This window comes from Bradyrhizobium sp. 521_C7_N1_3 (assembly GCF_052075975.1).
Lineage (GTDB): Bacteria > Pseudomonadota > Alphaproteobacteria > Rhizobiales > Xanthobacteraceae > Bradyrhizobium > Bradyrhizobium japonicum.
In genome coordinates, this window is sequence record NZ_CP197232.1 from 1,393,899 (window position 1) to 1,409,096 (window position 15,198).

At 58.0% G+C, this 15,198-nt stretch carries 13 protein-coding genes and 1 pseudogene; 8 read left to right on the plus strand and 6 right to left on the minus strand.

Annotated elements, in window-relative coordinates; translation table 11 throughout:
* The first annotated feature begins 214 nt into the window (after positions 1-214).
* From AB7008_RS06460 to AB7008_RS06470, 3 genes are all read left to right on the plus strand, one after another.
* Complete coding sequence (locus AB7008_RS06460) at positions 215-2,923, plus strand: EAL domain-containing protein (RefSeq protein ID WP_244433086.1); 2,709 nt, start codon at positions 215-217, stop codon at positions 2,921-2,923.
* Between the two features lie 388 nt (positions 2,924-3,311).
* Entirely contained in the window at positions 3,312-4,334 is a 1,023-nt protein-coding gene (locus AB7008_RS06465; protein WP_038936767.1) for a cytochrome-c peroxidase, read from the plus strand.
* 507 nt (positions 4,335-4,841) lie between these two features.
* A complete protein-coding gene (locus AB7008_RS06470) occupies positions 4,842-5,834 on the plus strand; it encodes a hypothetical protein (RefSeq protein WP_038936768.1) in 993 nt (330 codons plus the stop codon).
* A gap of 4 nt (positions 5,835-5,838) precedes the next feature.
* On the opposite strand, the gene AB7008_RS06475 is transcribed toward AB7008_RS06470, so the two are convergent.
* Positions 5,839-6,198 carry a methylamine utilization protein gene (locus AB7008_RS06475; RefSeq protein ID WP_014498121.1) on the minus strand — a complete coding sequence of 120 codons (360 nt, stop codon included), beginning with the start codon at positions 6,196-6,198 and terminating at the stop codon, positions 5,839-5,841.
* Between the two features lie 969 nt (positions 6,199-7,167).
* Here AB7008_RS06475 and AB7008_RS06480 point away from each other — a divergent pair.
* Positions 7,168-7,698: a Crp/Fnr family transcriptional regulator gene (locus AB7008_RS06480; protein ID WP_244433087.1), complete on the plus strand. Its 531-nt coding sequence runs from the start codon at positions 7,168-7,170 to the stop codon at positions 7,696-7,698.
* A 208-nt stretch (positions 7,699-7,906) separates the two neighbouring features.
* Here AB7008_RS06480 and AB7008_RS06485 read toward each other — a convergent pair whose 3' ends face one another.
* The 5 genes and pseudogenes from AB7008_RS06485 to AB7008_RS06505 form a co-directional block, all read right to left on the minus strand.
* On the minus strand, positions 7,907-8,398 hold the full coding sequence (locus AB7008_RS06485; RefSeq protein ID WP_014498119.1) for a hypothetical protein: 492 nt from the start codon (positions 8,396-8,398) through the stop codon (positions 7,907-7,909).
* A gap of 344 nt (positions 8,399-8,742) precedes the next feature.
* Entirely contained in the window at positions 8,743-9,135 is a 393-nt protein-coding gene (locus AB7008_RS06490) for an avidin/streptavidin family protein (RefSeq protein WP_080588743.1), read from the minus strand.
* A gap of 307 nt (positions 9,136-9,442) precedes the next feature.
* Complete coding sequence (locus AB7008_RS06495) at positions 9,443-9,919, minus strand: hypothetical protein (protein WP_225895088.1); 477 nt, start codon at positions 9,917-9,919, stop codon at positions 9,443-9,445.
* Between the two features lie 229 nt (positions 9,920-10,148).
* Positions 10,149-10,343 (minus strand): hypothetical protein, encoded by a 195-nt coding sequence (locus AB7008_RS06500; RefSeq protein WP_014498117.1) that lies wholly within the window; start codon positions 10,341-10,343, stop codon positions 10,149-10,151.
* A gap of 284 nt (positions 10,344-10,627) precedes the next feature.
* Positions 10,628-11,508 (minus strand): annotated as a pseudogene (locus AB7008_RS06505) (IS3 family transposase); the annotation flags it as partial.
* 222 nt (positions 11,509-11,730) lie between these two features.
* Here AB7008_RS06505 and tnpA point away from each other — a divergent pair.
* The 4 genes from tnpA (at position 11,731) to AB7008_RS06525 (ending at position 14,566) form a co-directional block, all read left to right on the plus strand.
* Positions 11,731-12,132, plus strand: coding sequence for an IS66-like element accessory protein TnpA (gene tnpA / locus AB7008_RS06510; protein WP_212477285.1), 402 nt, complete (start codon positions 11,731-11,733; stop codon positions 12,130-12,132).
* Complete coding sequence (gene tnpB, locus AB7008_RS06515) at positions 12,129-12,476, plus strand: IS66 family insertion sequence element accessory protein TnpB (RefSeq protein ID WP_038936775.1); 348 nt, start codon at positions 12,129-12,131, stop codon at positions 12,474-12,476. The genes tnpA and tnpB overlap by 4 nt, the downstream gene beginning before the upstream one ends.
* 45 nt (positions 12,477-12,521) lie before the next feature.
* Positions 12,522-14,174 (plus strand): IS66 family transposase, encoded by a 1,653-nt coding sequence (gene tnpC / locus AB7008_RS06520; protein WP_441258647.1) that lies wholly within the window; start codon positions 12,522-12,524, stop codon positions 14,172-14,174.
* Between the two features lie 188 nt (positions 14,175-14,362).
* Entirely contained in the window at positions 14,363-14,566 is a 204-nt protein-coding gene (locus AB7008_RS06525; protein WP_038936777.1) for a hypothetical protein, read from the plus strand.
* Positions 14,567-15,198 lie beyond the last annotated feature (632 nt).

Genomic DNA, 15,198 nt, shown 5'->3' on the forward strand with positions numbered 1-15,198 from the left:
CAGATTTGCCAATCAATCGAAAGTGGTCCTTGAGGCATTTCAGTCCGTAACGGCCTGTTTCTCGCGCTTTGTCTCGGCTCGAGGGTCGATCCGAACTGCAATCTTGTGCTTTTGTCTTGCGATGAGCGCGATCGCAGTGAGCCTCGGAGGGTATTCCGTCCTTGGTATCCGGCACGCAGGCGACCTGGTTGCGCGGACTTTCGATGAGTCCTTGATGTCGATCAACTACGCACGTGCGGCTGGTGCCGATTTTGCCGCGATGCGCGTGGCATCTTCACACGTCACAAGGCAGCCGTCGGCCCGTCCTCGACTAGATGATGAAATCGACAAGCTGGCGAAGACGCTTTCGGAAGATGTCACTATTGCAGCTGAAAGGTCGCAATCAGCGCGAGCTGCGAAGGCAGCCGCCAAAGTTAAAGAAGCTGCAAACGCCTGGGTCGCGATTCATCGCCGTCGCTTTCAAGCTGATGGCACCGGGAATAATGCAGCGAGCGCTCGGGAAATCGACGACGTTGACCAGCTCTCAAACGTCGTAAATCAGCAGATTGAGTTGCTGGTGAACTATACGGCCGGGGATGGTTTTCTATTCCGTCAGCGAGCCCTTGCCGCGATCAAACGGGATCTGCAACTGAATGTGGTGGCGCTGACCGTTGCGCTCCTTCTGTCCGGGCTTTTTTCGTGGTTGCTGGCACGGCGGATTATCGGGCCTGTCGCCATTGCGTCGAAAGCGGCAAGGAGTATTGCCGATGGCGACTTGAACGCGGACATTCCCAGAGGCAGCAGTGACGAGTTGGGTTCGCTACTCGCGGCCATGAGGAAGATGCGGGACAACATCAGGAAGATGGTCGACCGAGAGGTGGCGCAACGTCGCTCCGCGCAAGCGCGGCTTTCCGATGCGCTTGAAAATTCTCGAGAAGGCATCGTGCTCCTGGACGCGAGCGGACAGATAGCATTGGTCAATTCCCGAGCCAGCGAATTCATCGGCTGCTCTTCGCAGCTTGTTCATCCGGATCCTTTTCGAGTAGAGCAGGTGCCAAGCGATGAATCAACCGGAGCCGAAATTACGCAACGAAAGGTCTCTCGCGACGTCGAAGGATCGGCGAGCGAAGCCCGACTCCCAGATGGACGGTGGCTGCGAGTTAGCCGCAGTCCGACCCAAGAGGGGGGTGTTATCCTCGTTTATAGCGATATCACCAGCTTGAAGCGTCAGGAAGCCGAGTTGCATGCGACGAATCTGAGACTGGATGCGGCGCTGTCACACATGTCTCAGGGCCTCTGCCTCTACGATAGCGAGGCACGGCTGCAGGTCGTAAACCGACGCTTCTGTGAGATCTTTGATCTTTCGCCTGAGCTCGTTGCTCCGGGCATGACTTTCGAGGAAGTGCTCGGTCTGAGTGTTGCGGCTGGAAGTCATGGCGGCCAGACGGTGCCCGATCTGCTGGCGGAGCGGGAGAAAATTTTGCCTCGCCACGAGAGCGGCAACTACCTCCAGCGCCTTAACGACGGACGCGTCATCTCTATTGGCCATCGCTCCACTTCTGATGGCGGCTTACTCGTCAGTTGCGAAGATGTGACCGAACAACAGAGAGCCCAATCTCAGATTACCTTCATGGCGCGGCATGATGATCTGACCCGACTACCTAACCGCTCATTGTTCGCCGAGCGCATTGAACACGCCGTCGCGGAGGCCGGCCGGGGTTCCGGCTTTGCGGTGTTCTGCCTGGATCTGGATAATTTCAAACAGATCAATGACACCTTGGGCCACCCGGTGGGTGATGGGTTGCTTTGCGCGGTCGCCGACCGACTGAGCGCGTGTGTCCGCGAGATTGATACCGTCGCCCGGTTGGGGGGCGATGAGTTTGCGATCATACAATCTGATGTCCAAAACGCTGCAGACGCCGAACGTCTCGCCCGCCGCGTGGTGGAATGTATCGGAGCTCCTTATGAGCTAAATGGGCATCGCGTTATCGTCGGGTGCAGCGTCGGAATTGCGCTCGCGCCCGGTGACGGCATGACACGGGAAATGCTCCTGAAAAATGCGGACATGGCCTTGTACCGATCCAAGGCCGGGGGCAGGGGAACATGGCGGTTTTTCGAGCCGGCGATGGACGCAAGTTTGCAGAGCCGCCGCGCGCTCGAACTCGATCTTCGCGAGGCCATGGACAAGGACGAGTTCACTCTGTTCTATCAACCCATTTATGACCTGCGGATGGACCGGATCAGCGGCTTCGAAGCATTATTGCGCTGGCCTCATCCGAAGCGTGGCCTGGTGCCACCCGACCAATTCATTCCCATTGCAGAAGACATCGGTCTCATCACTCCACTGGGTGAGTGGGTTCTCAACCGCGCCTGCGAGCAGGCGGCCGGTTGGCCGAGCGAGCTCAAGATTGCCGTCAATGTCTCGGCGACTCAGATTCGGGATCCAAGATTTGCAGAGGTTATCGCCAACGCGCTTGATGCTTCAACGCTGGCCCCGCACCGGCTCGAATTGGAAATCACGGAGTCTGTTCTCCTTGGAAACAGCGCCGAGACGGTTGCAACACTGCACAAGCTGAAGGCGCAGGGGCTGAGCATCGCCTTAGATGATTTTGGTACTGGATACTCCTCGCTGAGCTATCTGCGCAGCTTCCCCTTTGACAAGCTCAAGATCGATCAGTCATTCGTCCGTGATGCAACAGCGACAAATGGATCTAAATTAATCGTAAGAGCCATTACCAGCCTTGGAAAAAGCCTTGGCATAACAATAACGGCGGAGGGGGTCGAGACGATTGAACAGTTGGATCAAATAAGGGCGGAAGGGTGCAACGAGGCGCAGGGATTCCTATTCAGCCGCCCGGTCCCTGCTACCGAGATAGCATCAACGATCCTGAATCTGAGAGGCGGCCTCGCGAGACGTCAGTTAAGCGGTGCGATGACCGGCTAAGACGAACCAGGACTTTCCTGAGTGTTGTTCGGTCCTGAGTTCGCTCTCGCCGTTGGGTTTCAATGCGTTCAGGATCCACATGGTGCGTCGACATGTTAGCAACCGAGCCACAAAGGTTCCGATCGTCGGGCGCGATCATAATCAACGACGCTATCAGCGCGCCGCAGCTCCTGCCTACGGTTTTGTTGAGCGCTCTGAAATGAAACTCATCGAGGGCTTCCATTATAATGTCACACGGGCCCACTTCATCAATTGTTGGCGCGCCCCAGTCATGGAGGCGCAAGGGTTCTCTGAAGGAGATTTCGATTAATCGGCAGCATCCGATACTTGCTATTAAGGCTTTTTTTCCGGGGTTGCCATATAGGAGCACTATATCGTCGAGGAGCCGATGAGGATCTGGGTCAGCTTAGCTTTGCTCGCGGCCCTTTTTCCGCTGGGCCAACCTTTTGCCTCGGCAGCGGCGGAGACATCAGCGGATGCCACGGCGCGCGCCAGCTATCGTCGGCCGGCGGCGATCCCTTATCCCGATCGTAATCCCTACACGGTGCCGAAAGCTGCTCTCGGGGAAAGACTCTTCTTCGATGCGCTGCTCTCGAAGTCCCGCACCCGTTCCTGCGCGACGTGCCACAATCCGTCGCTTTCCTGGGGTGATGGCCTCGCGCGTGCGGTCGGCGAGGATCCCAGCGGCCTGCCATTGCGTGCGCCGACCCTGATCGACGTGGCGTTCACCGAACCGTTGGGGTGGGACGGCAAATTCAAGACTCTCGAAGCCGTCACGTTCGGGCCGATCACAGGCCGGGCCAACATGAATTTGACGGAATCAGAATTGATCGCGCGTCTCTCCGCTATCCCGGCCTATGCTGATGCATTCGCAGTCGCATTCGGGGACGGTGCGATCACGCGACCCAGGATCGAAGCCGCGTTGGCGACTTTTGAACGAGCCATCGTGGCTGGCGAAGCGCCATTCGACCGGTGGATCATGGGAGACGCGACATCCGTCAGCGCCGCGGCAAAACGCGGCTTTGAGATTTTCAACGGCAAAGCCCATTGCTCAAACTGCCACAGTGGACCATCGTTCACTGACGGATCGTTTCACGATATTGGCGTCGCAAGGAACGACGACGTTGGACGCGGTCGGCTTTTTCCGACGTCGCAAAAGCTGCGGTACGCATTCAAAACGCCGACACTGCGCGATGTCGCGCGGCGTGCTCCCTACATGCATGATGGATCGGTCGCAACCCTCGAAGAGGTCATCGAACTCTATGACAAGGGTGGGATCGACCGTCCGAGCCGCTCGCCTTCAATAAAGCCTCTATCTCTGACGGAAAGCGAAAAGGCGGATCTGATCGCTTTTCTTCAGACGCTCACCGCATCCTCGACGGATACGACTTTTCCCAGGTTGGCGCGATGACCGGTACCCCGATCGCGCGGTCGGGGAGGCTCTCAGGGGAAGTGCGGCAATGCCGCTCCCAGCAAGCCCAACACGAGGATGAGGAAACCGCCCGCCCACGTCTCCAGGGTTTCACTGCATGCTGTGAGTCTCATTGCGGTGCGGGCCAGCGCCGAGCCGACGGGCACCCTCTTCGTACGAAACGCACCAAACATGGACTACTCCGGACATCCGTTTTTTGTCTGACATTCAGTACGACACTTGCATTGAAGGCCCGTCGTCAAAATCTGTAAAATTGAAGGGACGTGCGCGATAGTCTCGCCGCACAAATCCTTGCCGGCGTGTCCCCATTAACCCAGCAAACAACCTTCGGATGCGAGCGTCGTCACATCCTTAAGATTTGTGCTAAGTTGAACAAATCGTCAGAGGCGGGCGCTTTTCCAAAAGGGGTGGTTTTTTATGTTCAGGTCTCCGACGCGGGATGCCTTTGCGGCATTCCGGAGAAGCTCCCTTTTTGCAAGGTCCATCGTGGCACTTTCTTTCTGGTTCTTGGGGACACAAGGTGCCAGTGCCCATGTCAAATGGTTCTGTGCCTATGACGCTGCCGGCCAGCCCCGAAGCCTCGAAAACGTACTGTGCCAGGATTTTGAACTGCTGTTGGCTCTTGCCCTGCTCTGGTTTTTTTCCGGCTGCATGGTTGAACGGACGTCTTTGGGTGAGCTGGCGGCCCGCTCCCTCAACCGCTTCACGGACGGATTGCGACTACACACTGAGGAAATCATCCGGGCTGTCTGCGGATTTTTCTTCATCTCGCTTTGGGCGGTGGGCGGTATCTTGCTGACCCCGGAATTGAAAACGACTTCGTCAATGGTTGGGCCTTTGCAACTCGCCATCGCAGCAGGCCTGCTGTCGCGCCGCACGATGCCCTTCTCCGCGGCGGGAATTGTCGTTCTGTTCGGGCTCGCCGTTCGAGATTACGGCACGTTTCATCTGGCCGATTATCCGATCTTTTTGGGCCTTGCGGCCTACCTCGCCCTCGCGGGCTTGCAAAAAGATCTGTTCGGCGTTCCGCCACTCGATGTCGTGCGCTACGCAACCGCCGTCACGTTGATGTGGGCTTCGGTGGAAAAGTGGGCCTACCCGGAATGGAGCTTCCCGCTTCTGATCGAGCACCCCGGCATGACGCTCGGGTTCGATAGTGAGTTCTATATGCGCGCCGCTGGCATGATCGAATTCACGCTCGCGTTTGCCCTAGCTTGGACGCCCTTGGTCCGGCGCGTTGCGGCTGCCATACTGCTTGGAATGTTCATCAGCGCGTGTTTCGAATTTGGCAAGCTTGATGTGATCGGGCACTCGGCGATCATCGTCGTACTGGTCGCGATACTTTCCGATAATCAGCCGAGGGAAGCCGACTATCGCGCTCCCTGGCTCGCTCCGGCCGGACTATGTGCGGCGTTGACGGTTACGCTGTTCGCCTACTATGTCGGTCATGCAGCGATCTTCAACACCTCAATTCTGTAGGGCCCTACTTTTTGACGTGCACGCCAAGCTTCATCTTGGGATGAATGCCGCACAACACAGTGTAGTCACCAGCCACAGAAAAGACGACGTCGAATTGGCTGCCTGGCTGTTGATCGCCAGAATCGAACTCGAAGGTGTCTGAGCTCAAATAGGTGTGGTGCATGAGCTCACCGTCATCGTTTATAAACCGTAGGGTCTCGCCGCGCTTTATTACGATTTCTTGGGGTCTGAATTCTCGGTCCTTTTGCGAAATTACATAGGGGGTGGCGCCTAGAGCGGCTCCAGCGAGGAGCCCTCCCACTATTGCGGCTATCATCTGAAAACCGAACTTGCCTGTGCGTGAAGGTATTAGCCTTTCTCTCATTCCGACCTCACTGAAGCTAAATTCTATAAAAATGCGACCTTACCGCGGACCGCCGGAGCCCGGGACTAGCGACACTTATGACAGATTGATCTTTATTTTGCGCCTCGGTTCCAATCATTATTAGAGGAAAACTGACGCGAGGCAGGCGGCCGGCTGTGTCCACGCAGCATGTTTGCGCTTTGGCGGTGCGAGGGGACTGCCAGTCGTCGCCAGGTGTCCCTGCGGCGAGACAAACGGTGCTCCCTCATGGCATCAGCGGTTGAAAAGGTTGATTGATTGTCTTGAGAACATCAGTGCAAAACTCGTGTTGGTCACAATGAATTTCGGCATAGAGGGAGCATGACTAAACTCTCGCCTGACATCTGAAATGTTCTCTGGCGAGGCGCGGTTGCCTTAGTGGTGCTGTGTTCGTCTCACGCAACGGACTTCGCAATCCCCGGCCAGGCGGTAACAGCGTGGCGCGCTGGTCTGACGGCGTTCCGGCGCCGACGAGTCCAAAGCGAGTTGCTCCACACCCCGGTCGGTCCCCGTCAGGCGTTGAAATTCGTCAAAGACGCCGTCTTAAGGCCGGATTTGTGCTCAACGCGCTGCACATTACAGGAATCCGTATGGGTATTTGGCTACGTTTCCAGCAGATATCCACGCTATGAGACGGACTGCACTATGACCAATCGGGTGCCAGCCGTCCTTGAACCGCGGGACAGCTCGGGTGACCCCGCTCTCGCAGGAGTTACCGGCACACAGCCGACGCTTCGTCGGCTCGATAGCCTGCGTCCTAATACGCGGCCCCCTGTCAGAAATGCTATCCTGTCCAGAATTTCTCCGGACGGCCTCGCAGCATTGGGGGAGTGCCTTGAGCCGATCGTCCTGAAAGAGCGTATGGTTCTGCAAGAGCCGAAAAGGCATGTAGAGCACGTCTACTTCGTGGAGTCGGGCCTCGTCTCGCTAAGGGTTGTCGCGGCGGGGAGCATGCTTGAAACGGCCGTCATAGGATATCGGGGTGTGGTCGGTGCTTCGTTCTTGTGCGGAGGACATCTTTCGACGCATCAATCTGTGGTGTTCTTTCCCGGAAGCGCGCACAGGATCCGTGTTGAGGAATTGCGCCGGCTAGTAGAAGAGCGTCCTGAGATCCGAGAGCATCTCTTTGAGTACGTTCAAGCGCTGACATTTCAGTGCGTTCAGACAGGATTGTGCGGGGTTCGGCACGATCGTGAACAGAGGCTCGCGAGCTGGCTTTGTTTGGCGAGTGATGCTGCTGACGTTCGTGTGCTGCCAGTTACCCATGACTACCTTTCGTCTGTCTTGGGACTTCGTCGCGCTGGGGTAACGCAGACTCTAAGCCGATTCGAAGAACGAGGGCTGATCCGCAAGATGCGCGGTCTCTTGGAGATTGATGAACCCAAGTGCCTCGAGAAAAGGGCATGTTGTTGTTACAAGCTCATTTCAGGCGCCTATGCCTCGTCTCAGTCCGCGATTCCAGCAAAAGGGCTGATGGGGTAACAACGTCGCATAGGCTTCACCTCTCCAGTTCATATCGAGACGACTTGCCGAACACGGTATTGCTGCGCGGAGCGAAGAGCCGAACAGCATTTGCGCTTGACTCCTACTCAAACAAAGCAAGTTTGAGGATGGAGGTTCTAACATCGATGGCGCCAGAATCGCCTGGCAAGTGCACCGTCGCGAGGATTGCGGGAGGTGAGGAGCTTTTTCAGTCTTGCGCCGGCCCGTAGTCGCTCGCCAGGAACTGATCTTGTGTCCACTGCCTCAACGCATCATCGTTGATTGTCGAGTTGACTAGGGCATTCCAGTTCTCACCTGCCTCTTTCCATTTCGTTCTCCGGTCCGGAAGGCTCCGCAGTAACCGGAATGCGCTCGTCGCAATCTTGCTTGCCTCTTTACCTTCAGCAGCCTCGCGGATCACGTCCTTGAAAGTTTGCTCTGGAAAGATCCACCCGGCGCCCGTGAAGCGCTCAGCAAAGATGTATTCGAATGAGGCCCGAAACGTAACGGCTGCTAGAGCATCCTCGTGTTCCGTGCCTTCACTACGCACGTCAAACCATTGCAACAGTCTTCGGACAGCGGCAGCGGGAGCAAACTGGCGATCACCGAGAGTCAGAGATACGAACATGTACGCGATGTCTGATTGAAGTTCGTTGTCCAGGGACACGTACCAGTCTTTAATCGCTTGAATAGGTGACATAAAATGATCCCGAGAAAACGACGCCAAGGCACGTGCTGAGGATCTCCTCGAGAATGAACCTAGAGCTCAGGGATGACGCGCAGAGTAGCGCGCTTCGAACCGAAGTATTAGCGAAGTGTCTACCACCCGAACCGCCGAATGCAACTGCTCGGGACTGGATCGGTGCTGGTCAACCTGCCGCTCGAGCTCTTCTACGAGGGCGGAGAATAGGCCGAAATCCGCCGCGTCGGCGCGACGCTGGGCCCGCGCGCGCCGGGCTCAGCGTCACACGCCGCTTCGGAGTGCAGACGTCGCGAGAGCGATCTTCAAATCTTAGGTCGCTTCGTTTGCAGGAAGATTGAAAACTACCATACGCGCGTGAATATATCCGCACCCTTCAACTTGCTAGGCTTGCCTTTGTTATCAACGTAGAACAGCGTCCAAGACGTTGGCATCTGAGACCCCTTAATTGTTCCAACCCAGCGGGTAAAGGAATTGCACTGGGCAAAGGTAACAACAAAATACAAGCCGGTTGGACTAACGGATCCCGCTGCAGGATACGGGATGCCCTGGCACGCAAACCCTTGAGCATGGTTTGTGAAAGTCCCTTGTATCGTCCCGCTATTGGCGGACCAAATAAGCAGTTCCGAACCTCGTTCATTTTTCCAGTATGAGGGAGCGGGAAGCCCCTGCGCCATGGCCTCGGCGGAAAGCAAGAAGGATTGGGCGAGCAGCAAAAGCCCCAGAAGTCTCTTCATATTGAAGCCCCAAAATTAGTCGCTTAAAGATCATGTAGTGTGGTTCAACTTGAGGTCATGTTCGCTGCTCTTATCTCGCATTCGGCAACAGAATGCGGCGCATATGCGCCAGGTAGCGCTGGATCGCGGCGGAGTCGGACTCCGTCGAGCCCCCCGGCACCGTTACCCCGACATGGTTCCTGGCGGCCGCGCGCCGAGCCCACTGCTAAAAGTGGATCAATTCGCCGGAAAGCACCAATGCGACACGGGCGGCGAAACACTGACCGACTACGACTTAATGGGATTGAACATTCATCCCGAATGGTGACTACCGACGGTTCTTGTCCTGGCCGGTCTCAACATCGGAGACTTCGTCAGCGTGCTGATCAAGGCTGTGATGGGTCGCCGAAGCGTTTCGTCTTGATCGGCGACGGTTAACGAACTCGTTGATAGCATCGTAAGCCTGAAGCAAAGGCGGCGTCAGCGAAAAGAAGACGCCCAGCCCGATCGCGATGACAACGTGGCGAAGAGAAGAGCTATCATCCTCTTCGCTTGATGGTTCGGCGTTCTCCTTAATTAATGCGGGTGAAAGCCTACCGGCGGTGCCGTTCTGACGGCTAGATTTCCGTGGTTTGCGCGGAGGAATCATGACTAGTACAAAGAGGACGTTGATCAACAACCAAATACTTAGAGCTATAAGAATCGTTCGCATCAAGTGTCCCAACCCGCTTGCCAAACAACGCTGCGAATGATCGATCCCGTAATCGGCCTCGATCGTGTGATTATCACATACCTCAGAAATCAATCGGTTAGCCTATCGCCTCGGAGGTGCATACAGCCACGATCGAATATGACGAAGCGCGTCTGCATGTTGTCACCGCGAAGTCCACAAAAATGCAACGGCAAGCGTGGTAGACGCCAGGAGACCTATGAGCGCCGTGAAACCTCATGTGCAAATCTCTTTAGTTGGGCTGTTGGCCGCGAGCTGCACGAGATTGGCCAGCGCGAATATCCAAGAAAGATGACGGTCCCGTTTAACGCGGAAGAAGCGGCGCAGAAAGACAGCGCACGAAGGCCCTCCTGCGCTGATTATCATCGCGACTGCCATCTACCGGGATCAGTATCATCAACCATAATTGGAATGCCGCCCGGATACTTGCTGCGGCATGTGCCAAATCGGCGACAAGGAGCATCAGCGCGGCAAAAAACGCGCATATGATGCGTTTCAAGAAGTTTTCCTTCACGTTATGTGGGAAATGCGTGAAATCGTTGCGCGGCGATTCTTGGTCGCTAAAAAATCGGGACCGGAAAGTCGGGAGATCTGTCTGCGCCGGCGGGAGACCGCTGCGGGGCTTACTCGCGGCGATTGTGTCGGCTATAGGATTGTCCCGAGCCGTCAGTAGTTCTGAACGCCGCACCCCAGAATGACCCACACCACACGTCGATGGCTGCTTGCCGCTGAAGTGCTCCCGGAAACTAGGCCAGCCATTGCTGGAATTTCCCGGGGGTAGACTCATGCCGGCGGGGGTGCCGATGAGCCATTCAACAGCGATATCGGCGCCTTGTTGCCGATCGCGCTATGTGAATCCTCCATTTTCTGCCGTGCGTCGTCAAGGCTCAGGAACCAGTGCGTGTTCAGGCATTCGCTTCTGAACTTGCCGTTGAAGGATTCGATGAAGCTGTTGTCTGTCGGCTTACCCGGCCGCGAGAAATCCAGCACGACACCCTTCTGGTAGGCCCAGATATCAAGATCGCGGGAGACGAACTCCGATCCCAGGTCGACGCGGATCGTCTTGGGGTAGCCGACGGTCTTGCAGATGCGTTCCAAAGTCTGCACGACATCCCCGCCTCGATGGCTGAAGCGCGGATCGACGGCTGGAGAGAAGCGACTGAGCGTGTCGACGATCGTGAGCACACGGATCTTGCGGCCGGTGGCGAGCTGGTCATGAACGAAGTCCATTGCCCAGGCCTCATTGATCCGACCTGCTTCCGTCCTGTCTTCACGCAGCTTGACCTTGACGCGACGCTTCGGCGTTTTGTTGCGCAATTGCAGGCTCAATTCCCTATAATGACGATAGACACGTTTGACATTGATGGCCCAGCCGTCACGTTGGAGCAGGACGTGGACCCGGCGATATCCGTATCTCACCCGCGTCTCGCAGATGTCCTTGATCCGGCTCTTGAGAGCGGCCTGGTCGCCACGCTTGAACTTGTAGACGTAAAGTGCGCGATCGATCCGAAGAGTCGAACAGGCCCGCCTGATCGAGACCTTCCAGTCACTCCGTACTTTGTCGACAAGCTCTCGCTTGCGGCCAGGCTTCAAAGCTTTTTTGAGAGCACATCCTGAAGCTTGGCCTTGTCCAAGGACAGGTCCGCAACAATCCGCTTCAGCCGGCGTGGTCTACAGTCAGAACAAGGCGCGTGACGAACTCACGGCCATGAAACTTCAGCAGGCTTCGATCGGCCGCGCTTTAGAGGTCATCAAACATCAGCAAGCATCTACCGGCCGTGATCTAGAGGCCGTCAAACATGAGCAGGGTATCCCTCCGCCAAAGGCCGCCTTGTTTGACGGAGGCGAGCGCTGCAGGTCCTAGGGGTAATCCTAGGAGAAGCGCTATGACGATTTCGCGGGCAGAGGTGATCACATCGGTCGAGCGGCGGCGGCGGTGGTCGCGAGATGAGAAGGAACGGCTGGTTGCAGCATCGCTTGAGCCCGGAGCCACTGTTTCCGAGGTGGCTCGCATGGCCGGCCTTCATGTGAGCCAGCTGTTCAGGTGGCGCAAAGAGCTTTGCAAGCACGGTGAGACGAGTATAGCTCCGTTCGTGCCGGTCGAGATTGGGCCGTCTGTGCGGCCGCGGGATGTGGCCGAAGTGCCATTGACGACGGCGCCGGTGCGTCGACGGAAGAGCCAGGGCATCATCGAGATCGATCTTGGTAGCGGACACCGCATCCGGGTCGATGGCGAGGTCGATGGAGACGCGCTGCGTCGCGTTCTCGATGCCCTGGTGCGCCGATGATCCCGGTTCCGACAGGCGCGCGAGTGTGGCTCGCGACAGGCTACACCGATATGCGCAGAGGTTTTCCGTCGTTGGCACTCCAAGTGCAGGAGGTGCTGCACAAAGACCCGCTCAACGGTCATCTGTTCGTCTTCCGCGGTCGCCGCAGCGATCTTGTGAAGGTGATCTGGCACGATGGCCAGGGAGCATGCCTGTTTACCAAAAGGCTCGAGAGAGGCAGGTTCATCTGGCCATCGGTTGCCGGTGAATCGGTAACGATCTCGCCGGCGCAGTTGAGCTATCTGTTGTCCGGGATCGATTGGCGCAACCCACAAGAAACCCAGCGTCCGACGCGGGTCGGATAACGTTTTATGGTTTGAATCTGCGGCTTGATCTGATTCACTGGCTTCATGATATCGAAGCCGGACGATCTTCCATCGGACCTTGCAAGTGCCCTGGCGGCGCTGCAGACCGAGCGTGAGGCGCGGCTGCAGGCCGAGGCGGTGGCTGCCAGTGCGCGGGCGGAGCTGTCGGACAACGAGGCGCTAATCGCGCATCTCGAGCTGCGGATCGAGAAGCTCAAACGCGAACTGTACGGGCCGCGCTCCGAGCGCACGGCACGGCTGCTCGAGCAGCTGGAGTTGGAGCTCGAAGAACTCGCCACCACGGCGAGCGAGGATGAGCTTGCCGCGCACGCCGCAGCGGCGAAGACGCAGAACGTCCGTTCCTTCACGCGCAAGCGGCCGGTGCGCAAGCCATGGCCGGATGACATCGAACGCGAGCGCGTCGTCATGGAGGCTCCAACGAGCTGTGCCTGCTGCGTTGGATCGCGGCTGGCGAAGATCGGCGAGGATGTGACCAGGACGCTGGAGGAGATCCCACGCCGCTTCAAGTTGATCGAGACGGTACGCGAGAAGTTCACCTGCCGTGATTGCGAGAAGATCAGCCAGCCGCCCGCACCGTTCCATACCACGCCGCGCGGCTTCATTGGCCCACAATTGCTGGCGACGATCCTGTTCGACAAGTTCGGCATGCATATCCCGCTCAACCGCCAGAGTGCGCGATTCAAGGCCGAGGGGATCGACCTGTCGTTGTCGACCCTGGCCGACCAGGTCGGCCACGGCACCTTCGCCGTCATGCCGCTCTTCCATTTGATCGAACGCCATGTGCTCGCGGCCGAGCGCCTTCATGGCGATGACACCACCATCCGTATCCTGGCGAAGGGCAAGTGTACCACCGGACGGATCTGGACTTGTGTGCGGGATGACCGGCCCTTCGCCGGGCCCGCGCCGCCGGCGGCGGTCTATTACGCCTCGAGCGACCGACGAGGCGAGCATCCCCAGAAGCATCTGGTCGCCTTCGGTGGTATCCTGCAAGCCGATTGCTACAGCGGGTTCGAACCGCTGTTCGATCCGCAGAAGAAGGCGCGGCCGATTACGCCGGCATTTTGCTTTGCCCATGCACGACGGGGCTTCTTCGAGCTGGCCGACATCGAGAAAAATGCCAGGGAAGGCCGCAAGGGCAAACCGGTCTCCCCGATCGCACTGGAGGCTGTCAGACGCCTCGATGCGTTGTTCGAGATCGAGCGCGCCATCAACGGCCGCAGCGCCGACGAGCGGCGTGCCGTGCGCCAGGAGCAGAGCAAGCCGCTGCTCGACGATATGCACGCCTGGCTGCTCCGTGAGCGAGAAACCCTCTCGCGCTCCTCCGAGGTCCTGAAGCCCATGAACTACCTGCTCAGGCGTTGGGACGATTTTGCCCGCTTCCTCGACGATGGCAGAATCTGCCTCAGCAACAACGCCGCTGAAAGAGCGTTGCGCGGCATCGCCTTGGGGAGGCGCAACTGGACCTTCGCCGGCAGCCTGCGTGGCGCCGACCGCGCCGCCATCATGCTGACGATGATCACGACCTGTCGCCTGAACGACGTCGATCCCAAAGCCTGGCTCGCCGACATCCTCGCCCGTATCGCCGATCTTCCCGCATCGCGTCTGCACGAGCTGCTGCCCTGGGAATGGAAGCTCCTGCGTCAGGCCGACAACCCCACCGATCAGCAAGCCGCCTGACCTTCACGCATCGCCATCATAGAACTCGCCGTGCCCGCGCGCATGCGTCAATCAGGCGGTCTTCGTCGTATGCGTACTGAGCAGGCATCCACCGACCGTGATTTAGGGGGGGCATCAAACATGAGCAGAAATCGACCGATCAAGCGATCGTTGCGCTGACGGACGCTTTGCGAACCTACCGCTCCGAGGTGACCGACTTCGCCGCGCAATATCAGGCGATGTCCACTCGGCTGATGCTACTCGATGTGGCGCACCGGCCGGCATCGGCCACTGCGCTGCGCCTGATGCGCGCGAAGCTTGACGTGATCGAGGAGGCCCTGCAGCACCAAAGCATCCTGCTCGCGCAGAAACTAGCTAATCTCAGCAAGTCACCTGCGCATGCTGACCCGTAGACACCTGCTGGCAGGTTTTTTCCTTGCTGGCATGCCCCACGATCTTGCGGGCCGCATCCGCCGTCGTAGTACCCGAGCCATCTCAAAAGCGCATAACCTCACCAATCAGCGTCAGCCATGCCGGGATCGACGGCGCTCAGATCGCCCGCAAAGAACTGCTTGAGGCCCACCCCTAGCCAGTTCGCCCGCGGTCGGACTATCCACGTCTCACCTACCGGCTATACCGCGGCAACTTGGCTGATGCAGCGGGCGGCACCGATGTGGGAAGCCGCGGGCTTCTTGGGTATGAGCGAAATGACGCTTCGCGAAACCTATGGTATCACCACCCGGCCCACCCTGCGTACCGCAGCGAACGCTATCGGAACGCATTCGGCACCGAGCAAGAACGTAGGATTGGTTGTTTCGTTGGTTGACGAAAAGACGAGGCGCGAACGGGCGGGCCAAGCCCTCCTTGAAAATACTGGTGGGCCCGGCAGAAGTCCCACCCTTCAACGAAATCAATCATTTAATTTTGTCTCGGCGCCACAACGGACCGCAGATGGACCAAAGGTTTTTAACGGAGTGTCTAGCCATGTCGCGCCTGTGCGCTGGCGCGGCCCGCCCGGTGGCCGGGCCCTGCGCCCTTGGCGCGC